At 61.1% G+C, this 22,046-nt stretch carries 23 protein-coding genes; 8 read left to right on the top strand and 15 right to left on the bottom strand.

Annotation, left to right across the window (positions count from 1 at the left end; genetic code table 11):
- Positions 1-20: 20 nt before the first annotated feature.
- The 7 genes from soxB to MF268_RS16480 all read right to left on the bottom strand — a co-directional run bounded on the left by soxB (position 21) and on the right by MF268_RS16480 (position 5,412).
- Positions 21-1,718 carry a thiosulfohydrolase SoxB gene (gene soxB / locus MF268_RS16510; RefSeq protein WP_238371972.1) on the bottom strand — a complete coding sequence of 566 codons (1,698 nt, stop codon included), beginning with the start codon at positions 1,716-1,718 and terminating at the stop codon, positions 21-23.
- Positions 1,719-1,817: 99 nt separating this feature from the next.
- On the bottom strand, positions 1,818-2,672 hold the full coding sequence (soxA, locus tag MF268_RS16505) for a sulfur oxidation c-type cytochrome SoxA (protein WP_238371971.1): 855 nt from the start codon (positions 2,670-2,672) through the stop codon (positions 1,818-1,820).
- Positions 2,673-2,725: 53 nt separating this feature from the next.
- A complete protein-coding gene (soxZ, locus tag MF268_RS16500; protein ID WP_088631557.1) occupies positions 2,726-3,055 on the bottom strand; it encodes a thiosulfate oxidation carrier complex protein SoxZ in 330 nt (109 codons plus the stop codon).
- 16 nt (positions 3,056-3,071) lie between these two features.
- Complete coding sequence (gene soxY / locus MF268_RS16495) at positions 3,072-3,491, bottom strand: thiosulfate oxidation carrier protein SoxY (protein WP_238371970.1); 420 nt, start codon at positions 3,489-3,491, stop codon at positions 3,072-3,074.
- A gap of 22 nt (positions 3,492-3,513) precedes the next feature.
- Complete coding sequence (gene soxX, locus MF268_RS16490) at positions 3,514-3,990, bottom strand: sulfur oxidation c-type cytochrome SoxX (protein WP_238371969.1); 477 nt, start codon at positions 3,988-3,990, stop codon at positions 3,514-3,516.
- Between the two features lie 99 nt (positions 3,991-4,089).
- Complete coding sequence (locus tag MF268_RS16485; RefSeq protein WP_238371968.1) at positions 4,090-4,653, bottom strand: thioredoxin family protein; 564 nt, start codon at positions 4,651-4,653, stop codon at positions 4,090-4,092.
- An 18-nt stretch (positions 4,654-4,671) separates the two neighbouring features.
- Positions 4,672-5,412 (bottom strand): cytochrome c biogenesis CcdA family protein, encoded by a 741-nt coding sequence (locus MF268_RS16480; protein WP_238371967.1) that lies wholly within the window; start codon positions 5,410-5,412, stop codon positions 4,672-4,674.
- A 271-nt stretch (positions 5,413-5,683) separates the two neighbouring features.
- Between MF268_RS16480 and MF268_RS16475 the strand changes: the two genes are divergently transcribed.
- The gene (locus tag MF268_RS16475; RefSeq protein ID WP_238371966.1) at positions 5,684-6,070 is read left to right on the top strand and encodes an ArsR/SmtB family transcription factor; all 387 of its coding nucleotides are present in this window, start codon (positions 5,684-5,686) and stop codon (positions 6,068-6,070) included.
- 40 nt (positions 6,071-6,110) lie between these two features.
- Positions 6,111-7,157, top strand: a complete 1,047-nt coding sequence (locus MF268_RS16470; protein ID WP_238371965.1) for a YeeE/YedE family protein — start codon at positions 6,111-6,113, stop codon at positions 7,155-7,157.
- A gap of 4 nt (positions 7,158-7,161) precedes the next feature.
- Here the strand turns inward: MF268_RS16470 and MF268_RS16465 are convergent, their stop codons facing one another.
- The 3 genes from MF268_RS16465 to MF268_RS16455 all read right to left on the bottom strand — a co-directional run bounded on the left by MF268_RS16465 (position 7,162) and on the right by MF268_RS16455 (position 8,877).
- Entirely contained in the window at positions 7,162-7,512 is a 351-nt protein-coding gene (locus MF268_RS16465; RefSeq protein ID WP_238371964.1) for a MerR family transcriptional regulator, read from the bottom strand.
- Entirely contained in the window at positions 7,509-8,435 is a 927-nt protein-coding gene (locus MF268_RS16460) for a DnaJ C-terminal domain-containing protein (protein WP_238371963.1), read from the bottom strand. The genes MF268_RS16465 and MF268_RS16460 overlap by 4 nt, the downstream gene beginning before the upstream one ends.
- 139 nt (positions 8,436-8,574) lie before the next feature.
- Positions 8,575-8,877, bottom strand: a complete 303-nt coding sequence (locus MF268_RS16455) for a phasin family protein (RefSeq protein WP_238371962.1) — start codon at positions 8,875-8,877, stop codon at positions 8,575-8,577.
- A gap of 175 nt (positions 8,878-9,052) precedes the next feature.
- On the opposite strand from MF268_RS16455, the gene MF268_RS16450 reads away from it, so the two are divergent.
- From MF268_RS16450 to MF268_RS16440, 3 genes are all read left to right on the top strand, one after another.
- On the top strand, positions 9,053-10,567 hold the full coding sequence (locus MF268_RS16450; protein ID WP_238371961.1) for a bifunctional aminoglycoside phosphotransferase/ATP-binding protein: 1,515 nt from the start codon (positions 9,053-9,055) through the stop codon (positions 10,565-10,567).
- Positions 10,568-10,864: 297 nt separating this feature from the next.
- The gene (locus MF268_RS16445; protein ID WP_238371960.1) at positions 10,865-11,230 is read left to right on the top strand and encodes a DoxX family protein; all 366 of its coding nucleotides are present in this window, start codon (positions 10,865-10,867) and stop codon (positions 11,228-11,230) included.
- A gap of 184 nt (positions 11,231-11,414) precedes the next feature.
- Complete coding sequence (locus MF268_RS16440; RefSeq protein ID WP_238371959.1) at positions 11,415-12,164, top strand: META domain-containing protein; 750 nt, start codon at positions 11,415-11,417, stop codon at positions 12,162-12,164.
- Between the two features lie 8 nt (positions 12,165-12,172).
- Here the strand turns inward: MF268_RS16440 and MF268_RS16435 are convergent, their stop codons facing one another.
- From MF268_RS16435 to MF268_RS16420, 4 genes are all read right to left on the bottom strand, one after another.
- Positions 12,173-13,126 carry an ABC transporter ATP-binding protein gene (locus tag MF268_RS16435; protein ID WP_238371958.1) on the bottom strand — a complete coding sequence of 318 codons (954 nt, stop codon included), beginning with the start codon at positions 13,124-13,126 and terminating at the stop codon, positions 12,173-12,175.
- On the bottom strand, positions 13,123-15,006 hold the full coding sequence (locus tag MF268_RS16430; RefSeq protein ID WP_238371957.1) for a dipeptide/oligopeptide/nickel ABC transporter permease/ATP-binding protein: 1,884 nt from the start codon (positions 15,004-15,006) through the stop codon (positions 13,123-13,125). Before MF268_RS16430 ends, MF268_RS16435 begins: the two co-directional genes overlap by 4 nt.
- On the bottom strand, positions 15,003-15,950 hold the full coding sequence (locus MF268_RS16425; RefSeq protein WP_238371956.1) for an ABC transporter permease: 948 nt from the start codon (positions 15,948-15,950) through the stop codon (positions 15,003-15,005). The genes MF268_RS16430 and MF268_RS16425 overlap by 4 nt, the downstream gene beginning before the upstream one ends.
- A 133-nt stretch (positions 15,951-16,083) precedes the next feature.
- Entirely contained in the window at positions 16,084-17,661 is a 1,578-nt protein-coding gene (locus MF268_RS16420; protein WP_238371955.1) for an ABC transporter substrate-binding protein, read from the bottom strand.
- A gap of 99 nt (positions 17,662-17,760) precedes the next feature.
- Here MF268_RS16420 and MF268_RS16415 point away from each other — a divergent pair, with 99 nt between their 5' ends.
- Positions 17,761-18,462, top strand: coding sequence for a DUF1028 domain-containing protein (locus MF268_RS16415; protein ID WP_238371954.1), 702 nt, complete (start codon positions 17,761-17,763; stop codon positions 18,460-18,462).
- A 3-nt stretch (positions 18,463-18,465) separates the two neighbouring features.
- On the opposite strand, the gene MF268_RS16410 is transcribed toward MF268_RS16415, so the two are convergent.
- Entirely contained in the window at positions 18,466-19,224 is a 759-nt protein-coding gene (locus MF268_RS16410) for a FadR/GntR family transcriptional regulator (protein ID WP_238371953.1), read from the bottom strand.
- A 171-nt stretch (positions 19,225-19,395) separates the two neighbouring features.
- Between MF268_RS16410 and gpmI the strand changes: the two genes are divergently transcribed.
- Together gpmI and MF268_RS16400 are read left to right on the top strand one after the other, a co-directional pair.
- Complete coding sequence (gene gpmI, locus MF268_RS16405) at positions 19,396-20,910, top strand: 2,3-bisphosphoglycerate-independent phosphoglycerate mutase (RefSeq protein WP_238371952.1); 1,515 nt, start codon at positions 19,396-19,398, stop codon at positions 20,908-20,910.
- Positions 20,907-22,040 (top strand): murein hydrolase activator EnvC family protein, encoded by a 1,134-nt coding sequence (locus tag MF268_RS16400; RefSeq protein WP_238371951.1) that lies wholly within the window; start codon positions 20,907-20,909, stop codon positions 22,038-22,040. The genes gpmI and MF268_RS16400 overlap by 4 nt, the downstream gene beginning before the upstream one ends.
- The last annotated feature ends 6 nt before the right edge of the window (positions 22,041-22,046 follow it).

Raw genomic sequence — 22,046 nt, 5'->3', positions numbered from 1 at the left:
TTCCTCTTCAGTCGGCGGGGCTAGAGCCCCACCACGTCGACGGTTTCGCGGGTGGTGGTGCTCACCGTCCCCAGTTTGCGGATATGCGCTTCGACCACGTCCCAGATCGGCGGCCCTTCCGTGCCCTCGTTGACGCTTGCCCAACCGGCGACCTGATAGCTGCGGGCAGGGTCGATCTTTTCACCGGTTTTCAACAGCGTCATCTCGGAAATCCGCCCACCCTGCGGCCTGGAGATGTCGATACGGTAGCCAAGGCCGCCGGTCCGCACCATGTCACCGCCCTGCTGGTAATAGGGATCGGGGTTAAAGATGTTGTCCGCCACATCCTCGAGCACGACCTTCAGGAATTCGCCAGTCATTTCGGTGCGGTAGGCCTCCGGATAAGTCATCGAGGTGACGTTCCAGATGTCTTCCCGGGTGATCTCGGCCCCAGGCGTCAGGCTTGGCCCCCAGCGCACACCGGGGCTCAGCGCAATTTCCGCGTCGCGCTCAGAAAGCAACGCATCGCAGATCAGATCATCCCAGGAGCCATTGAAATTGCCGCGCCGGTAAAGCAGCGAGTCGGTCGTACCGATCACTTCCTCCAGTTCCGCCTTATATGGCGCGCGTTCCTCGTCAATCAGCGCGGCCATCTCGGCATCGGGTTCTATGACGTCCGAAAAGATCGGGATCAGCTTGTGACGGAACCCCATCATCTGACCGTCCCGCACATCCAGATCGACACGGCTGACAAACTTTCCGTTCGACCCCGACGCGATGATGATCGTGTCGCCCACCAGAACAGGCTCGGGCAGCGCGTCATGGGTATGGCCCGAAAGGATGACGTCGATACCTGTCACGACCGAGGCCATTTTCTTGTCCACGTCGAACCCGTTGTGCGACAGGCAAACGACCAGTTCGGCACCCTGTCCGCGCACCTCGTCGACCATCTCCTGCATATGCTGGTCCCGGATGCCAAACGAATACTCGGGGAACATCCAGCCGGGATTGGCGATCGGCATATAGGGGAACGCCTGTCCGATGACCGCAATCCTGACACCACCGCTCTCGAAGAACTTGTAAGGCGGGAAGAGTTCCGCCCGTTCGTCCCACTCCGCGTCAAAGATGTTCTGTCCCAGCGCGGCAAAGGGCAGCGCCTCGACAAGCTCGGCCACGCGGTCCGATCCAAGGGTGAATTCCCAGTGAAAGGTCATCGCGTCGGGTTTCAAGGCCGCCATGACATTGAACATGTCCTGCGCCTGCGTCTGGTAGCAGGTATAGGAACCGTGCCATGTGTCGCCACCATCCAGCAAAAGCGCGTCCGGTCGCGCGGCGCGGATCGCCTTGACCACGGTCGCAACCCGGTCAAGCCCTCCGACCTTGCCGTATGCCTGCGCCAGCGCCGAAAAATCGCCCGAGGACAAGGCGTAATGTGACGGGCTGCCATCCTCGATTCCATAGAGACGGCGGAAATCGGCACCGGTGACATGTGGCACCTTACCCTTGTTCGGGCCCACGCCGATGTTGACCGATGGTTCGCGAAACCAGATCGGCTTCAGCTGCGCGTGAATATCGGTGATGTGGATGAGCGAGACATTTCCGAAGGTCTCGAATTCCAGCAGCTGGTCCTGTGTCAGGCGCTGCTGAGCCGCCAGCCGCGCCCATGATCCAAAGCCAGAGGCTCCGGTCAGAGACGCAGCGGCCATGGAAACCTGCAAAAAATCGCGTCGAGAGATCATGTGCACTGCCTTCTTCGTCGGTTCACATATAAACATTCATTATTATGAATGTCTTTGGTGTGGTTATCCCCGCCCGGATTTGCCGGGCGGGGTTTTAACTCAGTTCCGGACCGAGGGTGCGGACACCGAAAGCCCATTGCCGCGCGAGGCAACGTACAGCTCCAGCGCGATGAACTCGGGGCTGCCGGGGCTGAAGGTCTCGGCGCGGGTGTCGCGGATGCACCCTTTGAAACGAGCCTGCACCTGGTTCAGCTTGGTGTTCTTGAGCCGGTAGGTCGGGAAGCCGTTGATCTGGCCCTGGCTGAGGTGATCGGCCCGGATGTGATTGCCATAGTTCTCCTCGTGGCAATTCGCGCAGCTCAGTTCAAGCTGACCATACCGGGTGTAATAGATCTCTTTGCCTTTTTCCCAGGTCTCCCGGGCCGGGCCGTCGATGGCCACGTTCACCGGAAGCCCCCGCGATTGGACGGAAATCAGGGCCTCCATCGCCGTCATTTTGGCGCTGGTATAGCCATAGGGTTCCGCGCCCATCTGGTTCTCGCGGCAATCGTTGATCTGCATCGCAAGGGTGCGGACCTCACCGGCATCGTCGTTCCATTTCGGATAGACCGCGCGAACGCCGGCCATGCTTTCGGCCGGGTCGTCACCGTGACAGGATGCGCAGGACTTGTTCTTGTCGCCCTCTACCGTCGCCCAGCGATCCATGGCCTGATCCACCGCGATCATGCCGGGATTGTCGAAATCATCCGCTTCCAGCGCCTGCGTCTCTTCCGACCGGAAACGCCAGCCGGAATAGATCGTGTCGATGTTTTCCATATGATCCGGGGCGGCCGCTTCGGTAACGATCTCGGTCTCGCCATTGATGACAAGCTGATTGTCATCGGCGTCCGGAAAGGCGGCTGTCCCGAACGCCGCGAACGTGACGGCAATGGCCGTCATCGATTTGTATTTCATGTCACTCCTCCCAAAGCTGCCTGCCCCGGACGGGTCCGGAGCAGGTGGCGCATTCAGCCGATCTCGACCGCCTTGCTTTCCTCGTAGACAGAGCCGTCATCGTCGTACCAGGTGAATTTGAACTCACCGGCTTCGGGCACCTTGGCCACGAATTCGAAATACGGGTTAGTCGAAATCGCCGGTTCCAGCGTGACGTCGATCACGTTCTGGCCGTTGAAGTCGCAGGTAAAGCGATTGATGATCGAGCGCGGTATCTTGTTGCCATCGCTATCTTTCCGCTGGCCGCTCTCCATCGGGTGGCTGATCAACGTCTTGATGACGATGTCCTCGCCCGCCGCCGCCGATTTCGGTACTTTCACGCGGGCTTTTACACCTTCTGCCATTTCTTGAGCTCCTCTCTCAGCCGCCGCAGCCGCCAATGGTGACCTTCACGGTCTTCGATGCCTTGGCGAAACTGCCGTCGGCAAGTTTTGCCACCGCCACCACGTCCTGCGTCCCGGCCAACCGGATACGCGTCGAGGCGCGCTGTTCCGAGGCAAGCGGACCAAAGTTGAAGGTCGCGACCGGCGGGGTGGGGTTACCCGTTGCCAGAACCATGATGGCCGTGGCGCCGGGGGCGCTGACATCGATTGGAACCGTGTTGCCGTTTTCCGCGATCTCTGGCGCAGTCAGGTCGACCCCGCCCTCTGCCAGATCCGCGCCGCCGGTAAATTCCGCGATCAGATCGTCCGTCGCCGCTGCGTTCACGCGGAACGGCAGGAATGTCATGGCCGCGGCGCCAAGCCCAAGGGCCAGGGTTTCGCGTCTCGTCAGTTGCATTGCACTCTCCTCATCATGCGGGTCATCCCTCCTTCAGCGTCTGGAGAAAGGCGACGACGTCTTCGATCTCCTGCGCCGACAGGATCGGTGGAAGGTCAGCCGGTGCGGCCTTGCCCGTGTAGGCATCGCCGGGCCGGATAAAACCGGTGGTCTTGTAAAAGGCCGGCATCACCGTCCCTTCAAACGTCTGTTTTGCGTTGGCCACGATCCCGCGCAGTTCGGCCGCGCTGCGATACTCGCCGACAAAGTCGAGCGGCGGGCCCACTTCGCCGTGGAACGGTGCGTCTTTCAACGCCGCCACGTCATGGCAGGCAATGCAGTTGCCCTTGCCACGCGATGTCATGATCTCCCTGCCGCGTGCCGGATCGCCCGGCGCATCGGTGAGCGGCGTTTCGATCGCTCCCTCGTTGAACTCTATGTTCGCAGGCAGCACTGTCTCAGCCACCGCCGCGGTCGCGCAGAGCGCGAGCGCCGACGGAATCAGAACCGTGATCCTCATGTCTCCTCCCGAATTGTAACGTCACGTTAGCAACGATATGCCGCAGAACACAACATCAAATTCATCTAGTTGAATATTATGATGTGATTCGCTCGCGATTCAGTTCCCACGCTCTTCGATCTTCCGGGCATGGTATTTCTGAAACGGCTCCTCCCCATCATAGCCCTTTTCCAGCACCCAGTTCAGCAGGTCGAAGGTGGTCTGTTTGCCAAAGGCACCCGGCATGACGGCAGCGGCTGCCTGCGTGGCCATCGCATCCTCGGGCACCTGTTCCTGCATGAAGATCATCGTCGGGGTGAACAGCAGGCCCCAGCGGCGCACCATCTCTTTTTCGGGCAACGCGGTGCCATCGAAATCGGTGACTTCTACATCGCCGAACATATTGATCTGGATGACAAAATACTTGTCGTTCAGCAGGGTCCCGATTTCAGGCTGGATAAAGACTTCCTCGTGCATCTTGCTGCAGTAAATGCAGCCCCTTTGCTCGATCAGCAGCATCAGCCGCTTGCCTTCCGCCTGTGCTTCGCCAAGGTCTTCGCGCAGGTCTTTAAAGGTGTCGTGCATCCACGGTGCCTTGTGCAGACCGTCATCACCCAACCCGGTCGCATGAACCGGCGCTGCCACCGTCAGCGCGACGGCCAGTGTTCCTAATAGTTGCTTCATTTTCTCCTCCCGGGGGCCTTACCCCACATTCTGGAACCACGGCACGTGTTCCAGCATCCATTGCGCAATAAGGTTCACCGAATCCGTTGCGATCAGCACCGCGAACAGGATGAGCAGCACGCCCATGGCCTTTTCGACCAGGCCAAGATGCTTTCGGAATCGCTTCATCCACTGCATGAACGGGCCGACGAACAGCGCCGCGACCACGAATGGCGCGGTCATCCCGACCCCGTAGATGAACAGGAGGAGCCCGCCCCGCAGGGCAGATTCCTCTCCGGCAGCGGTGAACAGGATCGCGGCTAATACCGGACCCACACAGGGTGTCCAGCCAAAGGCAAAAGCCAGACCGATCACATAGGCGCCCACAAGGCTGACGTTCTGTACATCGCCCGCATCGGCCCGCCATTCGCGGTAGAGCAGGGGAATTTTCACCACCCCCAGAAAATGCAGCCCCATGGCAAAGATGATCGCTGCAGCCGCCCATTTGAGGATATCGAAATAGTCCCGCACCATCTGGCCAAACAATGACGCCGATGCTCCCAGAGCGACAAAGATCGTGATCACGCCAAGCGCGAACAGGGCCGAGGCCAGAACCGCCCGTCGCCTGACAGTCGCTGGGACGGCGCCGTCTTCCGCAAGGTTCTGCACCCCCGTCCCCGCCAGGTAGCCAAGGTAGAATGGCACCATCGGCAGGATGCAGGGCGACACAAAGGACAGCAGCCCCGCGACCAAAGCGCCCAGAAAAGTGACATCCAGCATCGGAAGCTTCCATTCATCTTGATAAATTCGAATATTACATTATGATTTTGTATGACCTTGGGTCAATCTGGCAAAGTGAAGATTACAAAACGAATATCTCCCGCCGTCTTGGCAGTGGACCCGCAATTCTGTCGGGCCGATACCCGCGTCCTTAATGGCGTCGGGTCGAAACGGTTTGCCTGCCGACCGGGTAAAGACTTTTTTCGCATCCCATTGAGCCCTATGCTAACAACCGACGACATGGGCTTGAGCGAGACAGGACGGATGAACGATGACGCTTGAAAGCGGCAGTACTGATAATCAAAACGCCGAACCTGTTGCCGCGCGCCTTCCGGTCTTTGACGCGGATACAAGCCCAGAGGAAATGGACCGGATGATGCGCAATGCCACGCGCGCGTCGAATTTCCTCAAGACGATCGGACACGAAGGCCGGATGATGATCCTGTGCCATCTCGTCTCGGGCGAAAAGTCGGTGATGGAACTCGAAGAACTGTTGTCGGCACGACAGGCGGCGGTCTCGCAACAGCTGTCGCGGCTCAGGCTCGAAGGGCTGGTGACGCCGCGCCGCGAAGGCAAGACGATCTACTACGCCTTGACAGATGACCGTCCGCGCAAAATCATGGAAGTTGTCTACGACCTGTTCTGTCGGGAGGAGTGACCGCGCGGCCCGCCGCGCGGTTAAGGCACAGGACGATGAAATGCTTGACTATCTGTCCGAGGCGCAGGCTGTTGCGCTGATCGGCCTATTGGGTGGTATCGCTCTTGGCCTTGCCGCGCGTGTCGGCCGTTTCTGCACGCTCGGCGCCATCGAGGATGCGCTCTATGGCGGCGATGAACGTCGCCTTCGCATGTGGGGAATCGCCATCGGCACGGCCGTGATCGCGGCCCATCTCGCCATGCCTTTCCACCTGATCGCTGCCGAAGACACCGCCTATGTCGCCCTGACCTGGAACCCGGTCGGCGCGGTACTCGGCGGGCTGACTTTCGGTTACGGCATGGCGCTCAGCGGCAACTGTGGCTACGGCGCGCTGGCGCGTCTGGGTGGAGGCGACCTCCGTTCATTGATGATAGTGCTGGTAATGGGCATTTCGGCATATATCGTGATGTCCGGTCCGCTCGCGACCCTGCGCCTGACGCTCTTTCCGGTCGATACGGCCCCTGATCCGCAAAGCATGTCCCTCGCCATCGAGGCTTTGACAGGCGTGCCACGCTGGATCACCGGTGTCGCCATCGGCGCGATCATCCTTGGCGCGACCTTTGCCCATCAGTGGGAACCCATGACTGTCCGGCATATCTTCTGGGGCGCGGTGGTCGGGCTTGCTGTGGTTTCCGGCTGGATCGGCACAGAGTGGGTCTCTGTGCATGGCTTCTCGGCCGAGATTCCCCGCACCCATACCTTTGCCGCACCGATCGGAGAAACCACGCTCTTTCTCATGACAGCCTCCGGCACGCCGCTGACCTTCGGTGTCGGTTCTATCGCGGGCGTGCTCGCCGGATCATGGATCGGCTCTTGCCTGCGGGGTGAATTCCGCTGGGAAGCCTGCGACGATTCCCGCGAGCTAAAGCGCCAGATGGTTGGCGCCGCGCTCATGGGCGGCGGTGCGATACTGGCGGTCGGCTGCAGCATCGGGCAGGGGGTTTCGGCATTCTCGCTGCTGGCCTATTCCGCCGTGCCGACGCTGCTGTCGATCTTTGCCGGCGCGGCGCTGGGCCTGCGTCACCTGCTTCTGGGCTATTCCCAGTAAACGATCACGCTTCGTTCGCCGGTTCCGTCTCTCTCGTCGCGCGGTAGACGGCCACGATGTCCCGCCGAACTTCATCGGGCTGTTTTTCCACCGCCTTGGCAAGATATTTCAATTCCCGCCGCGCGCTGTGAAGGTTGTCGAGCAACGACAGGACGACCGGGATCGCATCGGTGGGCAGAGACATCTCCTTGCGCAGATCGCACACCAGCCGGATTCGCGCGATGTCCAGATCATCGAAGACCGGGCCGTTGTCGCCTTGCGCGGGGCGCACCCAGCCTTCCCCGACCCAGATCCGCAGATCCCTCAGACTCAGGCGCCGGATACGGGCAACGACAGCACTTTCGTCATAACTCATGTTTTCCTCCGCAGCTCCTCGCGCGGGTCGAAATTCACGTGATCCCGCCAGCGCTTTGCGATCTCTTCCATTTGCGCATCTGTATGCTTGGGTATGTCGATCCTTAGCCGCACGATCTGGTCGCCCGCACCGCCGCCGCTCTTGGCGATGCCTTTTCCCTTCAGCCGCAGCCGTCGGCCCGAGGACGCGCCCTTGGGAATCGACATCGACACGGGCCCGTCAATCGTTGGCACCTCGACCTTTGCGCCCAGAACCGCTTCGTCGAAGCTGATCGGCAGTTCGACCTCGATATCATCGCCCTCCCGCTGAAACACCGGGTGGGGTCGAATCGAAATCGTGACCAGCGCATCGCCTGCCGGTCCCTTGCCATGACCCGGCCCGCCCTTGCCGCGAAGCCTCAGGGTCTGCCCCTCGCGAAGCCCCTTAGGGATCGATATGTCGAGCCTTTTGCCGTCGGGCATCGTCACCGCATGTTTACCGCCACGGGCCACATCCAGAAAATCGACCTCGAGATTATAGCGCAGATCTTGCCCGCGGGCATCGAAGCTCTGCCGATAACCGCCCGACCCGCGCCGACCGAAGAGATCGGAAAACAGGTCGGACATGTCCTCGAACCCTTCCTGCCCGGTGCCGGGATCGTACCGCCTGCCTTCATTGCCACCGGCATACTGGTGATAAAAGTTTCGCTCCGGGCGTTCCTGCCCCGAGGCGTCTATCTCGCCCGCGTCGAACTGCCGGCGTTTTTCCGGGTCGCCAAGCAGATCATAGGCCGCCGAAACCGCCTGAAACTCGGCCTGCTTTCCGCTGTCGCCGGGATGCAGGTCGGGGTGCAGCTTCTTGGCAAGCTTGCGATAGGCCTTCTTAATTTCGTCCTGCTTTGCGGTCTTGGCCACACCCAGAACCTTGTAAGGATCATCACTCATCAGTCGGTGTCTCGTGTCAGTTAATGACGTATGTTATTGTTACATATATGATCGATTTTTCGAGATCCGAGATTGAATATCAAATCAGTCCACCGCTTCGGGTAATTCGCAGATACTTTCCGACCGTGACGAACCGCCGTCAATTCGGTGGGGTCATCAGCTTGTTGCCCAGTTCCACCAGCCTGCCGGTTTTTTCGGCGTAATCGTCCATCGCCTTTTGCACGTATTCTGCCTGAATATGCTTGAGTTCGCCCGGCGTATGGGAATGCAGGATGCGATGCTGGGTCAGGACGTCTTCGCGGATGCGCTCGGCGACAAAATCCTGAAGTTCACTGCCGATATCCAACCATGTTTCCAGATAGTCCCTGCCGTTCCACTTGGAAAAATCCCAGCGCAGTTTGATCATCTTTTCGACGGGTGCCTTTTCTTTGGTATTCACCATGATTCGGTCTCCGATATCTGAAAGAGTTGATTGCCGTATTCTGCGCATCCGCCGCATTTCTACCTTGATCGAAGTCAACGTAACTTGTCTTTGCGATGCCTAGGCTGCGGCCCGAATTGTATGTTCCGTTGTAAACGCAGGGGGCGGTGACGACAGAATAGGGAAGGGCGCAAAAATGTCCGACGAACAGGACGAGGTCATCCAATTTCTGCTGAACCCGGCGCATCACGGTGGGGCGCCCGTCGACCACGTGGAAACCCATGGCGCGCATATCTTTCTTGCCGGAGACGAGGCGTTGAAAATCAAGCGCGCGGTCAGCTATGACTACATGGATTTTTCGACGCTCGACATCCGCGAAAAGATGCTGCGGCGCGAATTGGAGTTGAACCAGCCCGCCGCGCCCGAGATCTATCGCGACGTCATCCCCGTTACGCGGAACGAAGATGGGCTGAACCTTGGCGGAAGCGGTGAGCCGGTCGAATGGGTCCTGCGCATGTGGCGTTTCCCCCAAGAGGCAGAGCTGTCTCAGGTCGTCGCGCGCTGTGAAATGACGGACCGGCTGGCCGAAGACCTCGGTCAGGCGGTTGCAAGATATCATGCGCAATCGTCCCGACGTGACGCAGATGGTGCGCGTTTGATCGGCGAGATCATCGAAGAACTCGAAACCGCCTTTTCCGGCATGGGGCAGCAATTGGGTGACGCCCGCGTAGCGCAGTTTTCGTCGCGCGCCTGGAGAGCTTTCGACCGGGTCTCGCCGCTTTTGACCGACCGCAGCGCAGCGGGCCGCGTGCGCCGCTGCCACGGCGATCTGCACCTCCGCAATCTCGTTCTGATCGACGGGCGACCGGTGCCGTTCGATGCGCTGGAATTCGATGAAACGCTCGGCACATGCGACATTCTCTACGACCTCGCCTTTCTGGTGATGGACTTGCAGCACCAGACTCTACACCGCGCGGCGAATATAGTCCTGAACGCATGGCTTTTTGAACAAGGCGGCGCAGAAGACGGCTCGCTTGCCGCGCTGCCGCTGTTCCTTGCAATCCGCGCCGGTATCCGCGCGATGGTGGATGTCCAGACGGACGCCGCCGCGCACCGCGAAGGCCAATCCAACAAGGATGCACAATCCTACATGGATTACGCGGGAAGGGCGCTCGACGATGCGCCGCCGCGCCTGATTGCGGTGGGCGGGCTGTCAGGCACCGGTAAGACAACGCTGGCGCGATGTCTGGCCCCCGAGATCGGGCGCTTTCCGGGCGCGGTACACCTTCGCAGCGATCTTGAGCGTAAGGCGCTGGCCGGTGTGGACCCGCTGGAACATCTCCCCGAGGACGCCTATTCGGCCGCATCTGCGCAGGACGTTTATGACCGGCTTCAGGAGAGGGCCGAAACCATTCTCGCCGCGGGTCAGTCCGTCATCCTCGATGCGACCTTCATGGCGCCAGCAGAACGGGAGACCGTTGCATCGCTGGCGCAACGTGCCGGGGTTGATTTCACGGGAATTTGGCTCGAAGCCCCGGAAAAGACCCTGACAAACCGCGTCACAAATCGCCGGGAGGATGCCTCCGACGCAGATGCCTCGGTGGTCGCGAAGCAATCAAAACGCGATGTCGGAGATATTGCCTGGACCCGCCTCGATACCAACGGAGAACTAAACGACCTGGTTACCCGGGCGTTCGACATCGTCCGATAAGCCAATACTGGCGTCACCCGGTAATCGAATGGACTTAACTCGAGCAGTTTTCTGGATCACGTAGGAACAGAGTCGCACGCACGATGCACTCGATGCTGATCGACTTGCCAAGTAGCGATTGGACCACATTCTTTTTTCCGGGCACGCGCGGGATATGGTCCAGGGTCTCGACCGCGCACCGCTGGTGTGGCACGACCCGCGCTATGGTTCGGTTGTCTCTCGATGGCAACAGGTCCGAAATGCTCTGATGGTCGGCCCATCCGCTCGACGGAGCACCAGAAATGAAAGTGACGAATAATGAAGAATATCCCGTGGCGCTCTATTTTCGCGTGGTTGCTGGTCGCCTTCTTTGCCCTTGGCGGCACGATGAACATTTTCGCCACGCCTGAAATCCTCATGGATTACGAACGTTGGGGCTATCCAAGCGGGTTCAACTATCTCACCGGTCTTCTGGAATGGTTCTCGGCGATCCTAATCGCGATGCCGCGCACCCGCCTGATCGGAAGCCTGCTCGCAGCCGGCGTCATGGCGGCAGCGGCCGGAACGGTTCTGCTGGCGGGGGAGTATTCCCACGCGATTCCGCCCCTGATCGTTCTCGCGCTGGTCCTGTTGAACGCTGCGTTGACTGTGCGGGTGGCCTCAGCGAAAGCGGTCCGCCAGTAACGAACCTTGCAAGCGCAGCTCGCGCGGGCGGACTGCGAGCAATCCGCCACAGGATAAACCTGTCGCTCCGCTGCTTACCGAATGGTAGAGAGGGACTCGCCCATAGATTGATCGGGTCTATTTACTTTGCCCTTCGCATTCGGATCGGGCACCGGGCATGATACGGCAAAGACGGAGTGTGACGATGATCGGAAACCTCGTGAGCAAGCCTCTGATATGGCAGTTTGGCGCGCTTTTCATCACCGTCGCGCCTCCCCTCTCGGCTGAACCGGATATGATCACCATTTCAGGCAGTCTTGAGTACCGAGAACGGATCGCCCTGCCACCGGAGTCCATGGCCCGCATTACTCTGATCGATGCCAGCCGGATGGACGTCGGCGCGACACGGCTGGCCTTGCTCGAAATCCCCGCAGGGCAGGTGCCTGTCCCCTTTGCCTTCTCCCTACGGCGTGAAATGATTGGAACCGACAGGATGCTGGCGCTCAGGGGCACGATCCATGCGCCCGATGGTGCGCTGATCTGGACAACGACGGAAACCATCCCCGTGGACCCGGCGCTGCAAGAGGTCAAGCTTGGCCGGTTGCTCCTGTCGCAAGTCTCGGGCACGCCTGAAATCACAGGCCGCGAATGGCTGGTCGAGGATATCGACGGCAAGGGTGTAATCGACAATGCCCGCACCACTCTGACCTTTGACGGTGAGGGCCGTGTTTACGGCTCAGGCGGCTGCAACACCTACACTGGCTCTTACGAAATCGGTGGTGACAAACTGTCTCTCGGCCCCGTCGCGAGCACCCGCAAGGCCTGCGTACCCGCCCTCGGAGATCAGGAGGCGAATCTTTTTGCCGTGCTAAAACACGTCGAGCGTTTCGAAATCTCGCCAACCGGGGCGCTCATCCTGTCCGGTCCCGGCGGGCGCAGTATCACGGCCCGCTAAATGCAACCTCACGCCAGAGGATGGAAACAGGCCGCGCCCGATTGTCCGCTCCCGGGCAGTTCCGGCGTCTCGCTCCGGCAAATCTCTGTCGCATGCGGGCAACGGGCCGCAAAGGCGCATCCCGGCGGCGGGTTCAACGGATCGGGAAGCTCGCTGCCTTTCGCCTCCGGCGCGGTCAGCGGACGGCCAACCACCGGCGCGCTCTTGGCCAGCAGACGCGTATAGGGATGGCGTGGCGCGCGAAACACCTCTTCCGCAGGGCCGATTTCCACTACCGATCCAAAATAAAGCACGGCGATACGGTCGCTAACCGCTTCCACCACGGCTAGGTCGTGGCTGATGAACAGGTAGGTCAGGTCCAACTCGGCCTTTAGATCGGCCAGCAGGTTCAGCACCTGCGCCTGCACGGAAACATCCAACGCGGAAACCGGCTCGTCAAGGATCAGGATACTGGCTTCGGCGGCCAGCGCCCGCGCGATCCCGATGCGCTGGGCCTGCCCCCCGGAAAATTCGTGCGGATAGCGATCAAGGAATTCTTCCCGCAGGTTCACGCTGTCGAAGATCTCTGCGATCCGCCGGTTGCGTTCAGCCTTCTTCATGCCGTGCAGCCGTTTCAGCGGCGCTTCCATCACCTGCCGGATCGTCTTGCGAGGGTTGAGCGAGGAAATCGGGTCCTGAAACACGTACTGGATCCGCTTCCCGAAAATCGCTGGGTCCGCATTGTCGAGCGCTGCACCCTCGATTTCGATCTGGCCCGTGGTCGGCTCAAGCAATCCCACCAGCATCCGTGCAAGGGTGGATTTGCCGCATCCGGATTCACCCACGATGCCAAGGGTTTCGCCCTTCTCGACCGTAAGCGAGATCGGATGCACCGCGCGCACCACGCCCTTTGGTGCGCCGAACAGGCGGCGCCCGACCGGAAAGGATTTCGACAGGTTATCGAGCTGAAGCGCAATCGTCATTCGGCAGCCTCCCGCAGCGGCGTTTCCGGGTGGATGCAGCGCACCGCCCGCGCGCCTTCGCGTTCAAGGTGGATTTCTCCCACCCGGCAATCCTCGCGCGCCTTGGTGCACCGGTCGGCAAAGGCGCAGCCTTCGGGCAGCCTGTCGACAACCGGTGGCAGGCCCGGGATCGCCTCAAGCCGACGCTTGCCCCCGCCCAGTTCCGGCACGCAGGCCATCAGCCGCGCGGTATAGGGATGCAGCGGCGTTTCAAGCATGCCCCGCGTCGGCCCTTCTTCGACAATCCGCCCCGCATACATCACGGCGACCCGGTCACAAAGCTGCGCGACAACGCCGAAATCATGAGTGATAAAAACAATCGCCAGCCCGCGTGACCGCCGCAGATCGTCCAGCAGCGACAGGATCTGTGCCTGCACGGTGACATCCAGCGCGGTGGTTGGTTCATCCGCGATGATGATATCCGGATCATTCGCCAGCGCCATCGCGATGCCGACCCGCTGCCGCATCCCACCAGACATCTCGTGGGGGTAATCCGATACGCGTTTTTCCGGGTTCGGTATCCGCACCGCCTTGAGCAGTTCGATGGCCTTCGTGCGGTCCTCCTGCTTGCCGATGGGCCGGTGCGCGCGGATCGCCTCGATCAACTGGTCGCCGACGCGATAGAGCGGATGCAGCGTTGCCAGCGGGTCCTGAAAGATATAGGCCACGTTGCGCCCCCGCATCTCGCGCAACCGCCGGTAGGGCGCTCCGATCAGGTCCTTTCCGTCATAGCGCACGGCGCCGCCCGCGATCACGCCCGGCGGTGACGCGACAAGGCCCATGACGCTTAGCGCGGTCACCGACTTGCCCGAACCGCTTTCGCCGATGATGCCGAGACATTCGCCCGGCTTCACATGCAGGGACACACCGCCCACCGCCCTGTAGTTCCGGCCACGCACGTGAAACTCGGTCTGCAGGTTCTGCACTTCCAGCAGCCCTGCGCCGATAGCTTCCGGCACCGGCGCGCGCCGGTCGACCCGCGTGGCCGCCATGGGCCGCGACAGGGCACCGGATTTCAGGCGCGGATCAAGCGCGTCACGCACACCGTCGCCCAGCAGGTTGATCGACATCACGATGATCAGGATCATCACTCCCGGCACAACCGAGGTATGCGGATTGGTGATCAGGGCCGACCGCGCTTCGCCCAGCATCGATCCGAGATCGGCCTGTGGCGGCTGCGAGCCCAGACCGAGAAAGCTGAGCCCAGCGGTTTCAAGGATCATCCAGCCGATGGTGGTGGACATGGCGATGACGATCACCGGGATCACGTTGGGCAGGATCTCTGTCAGGATGATCCGCGCGTTGGTCAGTCCCGCCAGCCGCGCCGCATCCACGAATTCCTTATGCGCCAGCCCTACCGTGATGCCGCGGATGTTGCGGGCAAAAAACGGCACGTTCACCGCCGCCACGGCGATCAGCGCGTTCAACAGCCCCGGGCCGAGCGCCGCGACAATCGCCAGCGCCAGCAGGATATAGGGAAAAGCCATCAGCATATCGACGCCACGCATGATGACGTTGTCGACCCGCCCGCCGTAATAACCCGAAATGATCCCGATGGCCGCACCGATCGTCGCCGCGACGATGGCAGCGGCAAACCCCACCGCCAGCGACAGCCGCGTCCCCCACAGCAGCCGCGACAGCATGTCCCGGCCCAGATGGTCGGTTCCCAGCAACGCCCCCTCGCTGAACGGCAGCCTGAACCGGTTCGCCGTATCCGTCACGTCCGGGTCCGCCAGCGGCAAAATCGGCGTGACCAGCGCCAGCAAGATCACCAGCGCCATGACAATCGCCCCGGCCAATGCCAGCCGGTTCCGCGCCAGCAGTTTGAGAAAACCGGTCATGTCTTGATCCTCGGATCAAGCAGGCTCTGCGCCACGTCCACCGCGATGTTGAACAACACGTAGCAGGCCGCGACAAAAACGACGCCGCCCTGCACCAGCAGGATATCCCGTTTCAGGATCGCATCGACCAGCATCCGGCCCACGCCGGGCCACTGGAAGACAATCTCGATGTAAACCGCGCCCGACAACACGAACCCGGCCTGAATGCCCAGCACCGGGATGATCGACACCATCGCCGCCTTGAGCGCATGGCGCCAGATCACCCCGCGCTCATGCACGCCCTTGGCTCGCGCGGTGCGTATGAAATCCTGCCGCAGCACTTCGAGCATGGCCGAGCGGGACAGCCGCGCGATTACCCCGGTCGCCACGACGGCCAACGCAATGGCAGGCAGGGTCAGGTGACTGATCAGAGCGGAAAGATCGCGCGCGCCATAGATCGGCCACATGCCCGACACCGGGAACCAGCGCAGGTTCACCGCGAAAAACAGGATCATCATCATGCCAAGAAAAAAGGACGGGATCGAAATCCCCAGAAGTACCGCAAAGGTGATGATCTTGTCGCCCGAGCCATACTGGTTCGCGGCGGAAACAACCCCTGCGATGACGCCAAAGATGGAACAGAGCACAAAGGCGGTCCCGGCCAGCACCAGCGTCCCGTTGAACCGTTCCAGCACCTCGTCGATCACCGGCCGGTTCAGCGCGAAAGAGGTACCGAAATCACCGGTCAGCATATTGCCGAGCCAGATGAAATACTGCTGCACCAATGGCTTATCCAGCCCAAGATCGCGGTTCAGCTTCTCGACGTTGTCCGGCGTGGCATAGGATCCAAGGATCGCGGTGGCCGGATCGCCGGGGATCATCGCCATTATCAGGAAAACGATGACCGTGATCCCGAGCAATACCGGGATGGCCGACAACAATCGTTTGACGATATAGCTTCCCATCCTTGCCCTCCCCGGGCTGGTCCGGACAAGGGGCACCACACCCCTCTTCTTCTTGCCGAAAATACTTCCGCCGGAGGCCCGCGCCGGCCACCGGCCGGCGCGTCGGTCGGGCCGGCACCGCCGGCCCGAAGCCTCAGTTCTTCACGACATCATCCAGCAGCAGGAAAAACGACGGCTGAAGCGAGAAATTCTCGACCCGGTCGCTGGTCACTGCGTTCTGCTTCCAGTTCGCGACGAAAACCCAGGGCGCGTCTTCCTGCACGATCACCTGCATCTCTTTGTACAGCTTCGCGCGTTCTTCCTGATCGGTGGCAACGCGGGCCGCTTCCAGCAGCTCGTCCACCTTCGGGTTGGAATAATAACCCGAGTTGAACCCGCCCTTGTCCGGCCATGCGTCGGTGCGCAGCGCGAGAAAGGGCAGGGTATCCGGGTCATTCGTCATCCATGCCATCTCGGCCATGTCCGCCTTGCCTTCCAGACCGGGGTTCACCTCGCCAAGGAAGGTGTTCCATTCGTAGGTCTCGATGGTCACATCGAACCCGACCGCTTCCAGATCGGCCTGCATCGCGGTGCCCATGGCAATCGGGTCCAGCATGCCCGACCCGCCTTCGGTCACATAAAAGGTCAGCGACGCACCTTCCGCCCCGGCTTCGGCAAGCAGTTCCTTGGCCTTTTCCGGGTCATAAGGATAAGGTTCGAGATCCGGGTTATACGCCCAGGCGAAAGCGGGCGGAGTCGGCCCGGCAGCGACCTCAGCCGTGCCCTCGAGCACGTTGTTTACCAGCGCTTCCTTGTTGATCGCGTAATTCGCGGCCTGACGCACCAGCTTGTCGGCAAAGGGGCCTTCCTTGGCGTTCAGGATCAGGAACCAGACATGCGGCCCGGCCTGTTCGAACACGGAATACTGTTCGCCCTGGAACTCGCTCAGCGCGACGGGCGGCACTTCCACCATCAGGTCGATCCCTCCGGCCAGCATCTCGGCGGTGCGGGTATTTGCATCCGTGATCGGACGGAAAACAACCGCCTGCAGTTCGGGCGCGCCGTCCCAGTAGTCCGGGTTGGCTTCGATCACCACCGCCTCGTTCGACCGCCATTCGCCGAATTTGAACGGCCCGGTGCCCGAGGGGTTGCGCCCGAAATCGGCCCCACCCGCTTCGACGGCGGCGGGCGACACGATCAGCCCGGTCGGATAGGCAAGGTTCGACAGGAACGGCGCATAGGGCGCATTCAGCGTGAATTTCACCGTCAGCGGGTCCACCACTTCGACGTTTTCGACAGCCGAAAAGAAAAAGGCCAGCGGGAAGGGCCCGGTGTCATGGAAAGGATGGCTCTCATCCAGCATCCGGTCGAAATTGAACTTTACCGCCTCGGCGTCAAAGGCGCTGCCATCGTGAAAACTCACCCCGTCGCGCAGGGTAAAGGTGTATTCGGTCCCGTCTTCCGAGATCGTCCAGTCCGTGGCCAGCGCCGGTTCCACTTCCAGTGTGCCGTCCTTGTAGCGCACCAACCCGTCATAGACGTTCATCAGGATCCGGAAATCGTTCACCGCGGTCACGGCTGCCGGATCAAGCGACTTTGGCTCGGCGATCTGGCCGACGATCAGGACGCCGGGCGGGGTCTGTGCCTGCGCCAGCGATGCGGCCCCCAGCATCAAGGCCAGCGTGGTGCCAGCAGCCAGCACACCCCGGCGTGAGAAAGAAACAAGCGACATGGCCGCACCTCCACTGAAATTTGTTTTATTTATCATGATAAATTGCATGAGGCCAAATTTTCATGATAAATTCAACCCCATGATAAGAGAGCCACTGAAATGACAATTTCGATACTCGCCTTCGACGAAAAAACGGGCAGTTACGGCGGCGCGGCCACGACAGGCAGTCTTTGCGTTGGCGGCTGGGTTCTGCGCGGCGACGCCGAATCGGGGATGTCCGCCTCCCAGGGGTCCCTGCCTTCGACACTCTGGGGCACAGGCGCGCTCGATCTGATGAAACAGGGCCTGACTGCCGTGCAAACCGTAGCAAAGCTGACCGGCGAGGACAGCGGTCGCGATCATCGCCAGATGTCGGCGCTCGACCTTAACGGCAATACGGCCGCCTTCACCGGTCAGGAAAGTATCGCCTTTGCCGGATCTCGCGAAGCGCCCCACGTCGTGGTCGCCGGCAACCTGCTGTCTTCCGCCTCGGTGCTGGATTCATGCATTGAAGCTTACACCCGCTCCGAGTCATCTTTTGAACTGCGCCTCATCGAGGCGCTAGAGGCAGCGGCCAGCACCGGCGGCGACAGCCGTGGTCTGCTTTCGGCGGCGATCCTCATCGTCAACCGCGATGCCGCACCGCTGTCGCTGCGCATAGATTACTCCGAGCAGCCTCTGCGCGACCTTCGCGCACTGTACCGCCGCGCCATGTCCACGCCCTATGCAGTTTGGGCCGATCTCGTGCCAACCCTGAACGATCCGCACCGGGCGACCGCGCCTAGCGGTGCCATCGACCTGCGTAAATCGCCGGTGAAATAGGCTCTATTCCGCGATGAAACGCTTCATAACCACGGCTTCCTGATCCTCCATCAGCCGCCGTGCCATCTGCATGTGATCGCGCATGATCGCGCGCGCTGTGTCAGCATCCTCAGCCCGCAACGCGCCAAGCAGGTCAAGCTGGTGACGCCGTCCCTCGCGCCATAATTCATGGTTCGGTTTGGAGTAGAGCCGCTTGTAGACGGTCAGATCGGTCAAGATCTGTGCCATGAAGCCAATGAAAAATCCCAGCAGCACGTTGTCTGCGAACCCCGCCAATGTCGCGTGAAACCGCAGCGATGCGACGTGCTGCAGGCGTTCGCTCTCGGCATCCTCGGCGGGGTGCTCATAGGCAGTCATGATCGCTGAAAGCTCGGCATACTGGCTCTCGTCCAGCTTCCCCGCCAGCGATGCGGCCGCTTCGGGTTCAAGCGCGATCCGCACCTGGTAGATGTCGTCGATCGAGACGTTCTGAAAATAGAAATAGTTCGCCAGCAGCGCCCTGGCGCGGTCCTGCGAGACCTCGCCAACGAAACTGCCGCCGCCGGGGCCGGTCTTGGTGACAACAAGCCCCTGTGCCTGCAACAGCCGCATGGCTTCGCGGATCGTTCCCTTGGACATGGCGAAACGTGCGATCAGTTCGGCCTCGCCCGGCAGCCTGTCGCCCGGGGCCAGTCCTTTTTCCACCACCCACTCCTTGATCGCCTCGGCAACGCGCACAGGTCGCGAACGCCGGACGGTTTCAGCGCGGGTATGATTAGTCATCGTCACGTCTCATGATTGCGGTTTCTGAAATGCCGGTCCAATGGACAATATTCATCATGATAAATTCAAGGCGAAATTGCTGGCGGCATTTGAACGCCTCTTCAAGAAACCGGTTCACCCTGCCTGTCGCACGCGATAGAACGCGGACGAAACTGCAAACGGAGCCAATCTATGAATGCCGTGAAACCCGTTGTCCTGTGCATTCTCGACGGCTGGGGACTTTCGGAGCAGACCGAAGCCAATGCGGCCTATCTTGCTCGAACGCCCAATTTTGATGCGATCATGCAAGGACCGCACGCGACGCTGACCACCTTTGGTCCTGACGTGGGCCTGCCGACCGGGCAGATGGGCAACTCTGAAGTCGGTCACACCAATATCGGTGCCGGACGCGTGGTGGCGATGGATCTCGGCCAGATCGACCTTGCCATCGAAGATGGCAGTTTCTTTGAAAACGCCGCGCTTCAAGCGTTCATCGCCGGTCTTAAAGAAAGCGGGGGGACCGCGCATCTGATGGGTGTCGTTTCCGATGGCGGCGTGCACGGTCATCTCGACCACATGGTCGCCGCTGCCAAGGCCATCACCGATGCAGGCGTGCCGGTGGCAATCCACGCCATCACCGACGGGCGCGATGTCGCCCCGAAATCGGCGGACGGTTTTATCGACGAACTGCAGGGCAAACTGCCCGCCAACGCGCATGTCGTCACGGTGATTGGGCGCTATTTCGCGATGGATCGCGACAATCGCTGGGACCGCGTGTCCCGCGCTTACGAGGCGATGATCCATGGCAAGGGCGAGGCCGCCACCACTGCAGCCGAGGCGGTCTCCGCAGCTTACGGTCGCGGTGAAACCGATGAATTCATCGCCCCGACGATCATCGGCGATTATGCGGGTCTCTCGACCGGTGACGGTTTCTTCTGCCTCAACTTCCGCGCCGACCGCGCCCGCGAAATCCTTGCCGCGATCGGTCAGCCGGATTTTGACGCGTTCGAGACCGGCGCCCGCCCCGAACTGGCGGGTCTGCTTGGGATGGTCGAATATTCCGACAAGCATAACCAGTACATGACCGTTGCCTATCCCAAGGCCAAAATCGTCAATACGCTCGGCGAATGGGTTGCCAGCAAGCGCTTGCGCCAGTTCCGCCTCGCTGAGACCGAGAAATATCCGCACGTGACATTTTTCCTGAACGGCGGCGAGGAAACCGCCGAGACCGGCGAAGACCGCTTCATGCCCAAATCCCCGAATGTTGCCACCTACGACCTGCAGCCAGAGATGTCGGCGCATGAGGTCACCGACAAGTTCGTCGAGGCCATAGAGGCCGGGTATGACCTGATCGTCACCAACTATGCCAACCCGGACATGGTCGGCCATACTGGCGATCTTCAGGCCGCCATCCGCGCCTGCGAGGCCGTCGATCAGGGACTGGGCCGCGTGCTCGAGGCGTTGAAAAAAGCAGGCGGCGCGATGATCGTCACCGCCGACCACGGCAATTGCGAGGTGATGGTCGATCCGGACACCGGCGGCCCCCATACCGCACATACGCTCAATCCCGTGCCGGTGGCGCTGGTTGGCGGACCCGATGGGGCGACGCTCTCCAAGGGGAGGCTCGCCGATCTCGCGCCCACGTTGCTTGAACTGATGGGCCTGGAAAAACCGTCGGAAATGACCGGGAAAAGCCTGCTGGGATGAAACGCGTTGTCGCTCTGGTAACGGCGCTGCTGCTGGCCGGATTCGCTCAGGCGCAGGGCGACCCTGCCGCCGATGCCCGCGAAGCCGCGCAGCAGTTGGAACAGGCATCCATCGCCCTGCAAGAGGCGGTCGAGGCCCGCGACCGGGTGCGCGCGCTTACCGAAACCGTCCGCGCCTTCGAGGCCGGGCTTGGCGCGATGCGCGAAGGTTTGCGGCAGGTAGCCACCCGCGAAGCGACCCTGACGCGGCGGCTCGAGGCGCGCGACGGCGAAATCGCCCAGCTTCTCGGTGTCATCCAGACCATCGAAATTTCGCCACCACCGGTGCTGATGCTGCATCCCTCAGGTCCCGTCGGCAGCGCGCGTTCCGGCATGATGCTGGCCGATGTCACCCCAGGCCTTGCCCGTAAGGCGCAGGAATTGCGCAGCGATCTCGAAGAGGTCCAGACCCTCCGTCTCTTGCAACAAAGCGCGCTCGACAAGATGGAGCAGGGGCTTGCCGGCATCCAGAAGGCCCGCGCCGAACTCAGCCAGGCCATCGCCGACCGGACCGACCTGCCAACCCGTTTCACCGAAGATCCGGTGCGAACGGCAATCCTGATTTCCTCGACCGAGACCCTCGGCGGCTTTGCCAGCGGTCTCAGCCTGATCGGCGTCGAAGAGATCGAGGATACCGATATCGACATTAGCGAGCAGAAAGGGGATATCGACCTGCCTGTACAGGGCGTGATCCTCCATCGCGCGGGCGACGCCGACGCGGCCGGAATCCACCGCGACGGCATAATCGTCGCCACTCGGCCCCGCGCGCTTGTCGTTTCGCCTGTTTCCGCGACAATTCGCTACCGTGGACCGTTACTCGATCTGGGTAATGTGGTCATTCTGGAGCCGCAGGCAGAGACGTTGTTTGTGTTATCCGGACTGGATGAGGTATATGGCGACACCGGGCAAGTCATCCCGGCAGGAACGCCAGTAGGGATCATGGGCGGAACGACACCAAATCTGGGCACAATCCTTTCACTAAGCAGTGAAGGCTCTGGCACTGATCGTTCAGAAACGCTCTACATTGAAGTAAGAGAGGGCGGAAGCCCGGTGGACCCCGAAGATTGGTTCCGAACGGACAAGGATGGATAACAACGC

It is taken from the genome of Heliomarina baculiformis, from assembly GCF_019966545.1.
In the GTDB taxonomy this organism is placed as follows: domain Bacteria; phylum Pseudomonadota; class Alphaproteobacteria; order Rhodobacterales; family Rhodobacteraceae; genus Heliomarina; species Heliomarina baculiformis.
The sequence above is the reverse complement of the archived record's forward strand: the minus strand, read 5'-3'. Positions and strand labels throughout refer to the sequence as shown.

Bases quoted from the DNA above. Each gene is read 5' to 3' on its own strand.
- MF268_RS16465 (WP_238371964.1), bottom strand. From the start codon at position 7,512: ATGAGTTATGACGAAAGTGCTGTCGTTGCCCGTATCCGGCGCCTGAGT.
- soxY (WP_238371970.1), bottom strand. From the start codon at position 3,491: ATGCAACTGACGAGACGCGAAACCCTGGCCCTTGGGCTTGGCGCCGCG.
- MF268_RS16440 (WP_238371959.1), top strand. From the start codon at position 11,415: ATGATCGGAAACCTCGTGAGCAAGCCTCTGATATGGCAGTTTGGCGCG.
- soxB (WP_238371972.1), bottom strand. From the start codon at position 1,718: ATGATCTCTCGACGCGATTTTTTGCAGGTTTCCATGGCCGCTGCGTCT.
- soxA (WP_238371971.1), bottom strand. From the start codon at position 2,672: ATGAAATACAAATCGATGACGGCCATTGCCGTCACGTTCGCGGCGTTC.
- MF268_RS16425 (WP_238371956.1), bottom strand. From the start codon at position 15,950: ATGGGAAGCTATATCGTCAAACGATTGTTGTCGGCCATCCCGGTATTG.
- MF268_RS16445 (WP_238371960.1), top strand. From the start codon at position 10,865: ATGAAGAATATCCCGTGGCGCTCTATTTTCGCGTGGTTGCTGGTCGCC.
- MF268_RS16430 (WP_238371957.1), bottom strand. From the start codon at position 15,006: ATGACCGGTTTTCTCAAACTGCTGGCGCGGAACCGGCTGGCATTGGCC.
- MF268_RS16475 (WP_238371966.1), top strand. From the start codon at position 5,684: ATGACGCTTGAAAGCGGCAGTACTGATAATCAAAACGCCGAACCTGTT.
- soxZ (WP_088631557.1), bottom strand. From the start codon at position 3,055: ATGGCAGAAGGTGTAAAAGCCCGCGTGAAAGTACCGAAATCGGCGGCG.
- MF268_RS16450 (WP_238371961.1), top strand. From the start codon at position 9,053: ATGTCCGACGAACAGGACGAGGTCATCCAATTTCTGCTGAACCCGGCG.
- soxX (WP_238371969.1), bottom strand. From the start codon at position 3,990: ATGAGGATCACGGTTCTGATTCCGTCGGCGCTCGCGCTCTGCGCGACC.
- MF268_RS16485 (WP_238371968.1), bottom strand. From the start codon at position 4,653: ATGAAGCAACTATTAGGAACACTGGCCGTCGCGCTGACGGTGGCAGCG.
- MF268_RS16410 (WP_238371953.1), bottom strand. From the start codon at position 19,224: ATGACTAATCATACCCGCGCTGAAACCGTCCGGCGTTCGCGACCTGTG.
- MF268_RS16455 (WP_238371962.1), bottom strand. From the start codon at position 8,877: ATGGTGAATACCAAAGAAAAGGCACCCGTCGAAAAGATGATCAAACTG.
- MF268_RS16400 (WP_238371951.1), top strand. From the start codon at position 20,907: ATGAAACGCGTTGTCGCTCTGGTAACGGCGCTGCTGCTGGCCGGATTC.
- MF268_RS16460 (WP_238371963.1), bottom strand. From the start codon at position 8,435: ATGAGTGATGATCCTTACAAGGTTCTGGGTGTGGCCAAGACCGCAAAG.
- gpmI (WP_238371952.1), top strand. From the start codon at position 19,396: ATGAATGCCGTGAAACCCGTTGTCCTGTGCATTCTCGACGGCTGGGGA.
- MF268_RS16480 (WP_238371967.1), bottom strand. From the start codon at position 5,412: ATGCTGGATGTCACTTTTCTGGGCGCTTTGGTCGCGGGGCTGCTGTCC.
- MF268_RS16415 (WP_238371954.1), top strand. From the start codon at position 17,761: ATGACAATTTCGATACTCGCCTTCGACGAAAAAACGGGCAGTTACGGC.
- MF268_RS16435 (WP_238371958.1), bottom strand. From the start codon at position 13,126: ATGACGATTGCGCTTCAGCTCGATAACCTGTCGAAATCCTTTCCGGTC.
- MF268_RS16420 (WP_238371955.1), bottom strand. From the start codon at position 17,661: ATGTCGCTTGTTTCTTTCTCACGCCGGGGTGTGCTGGCTGCTGGCACC.
- MF268_RS16470 (WP_238371965.1), top strand. From the start codon at position 6,111: ATGCTTGACTATCTGTCCGAGGCGCAGGCTGTTGCGCTGATCGGCCTA.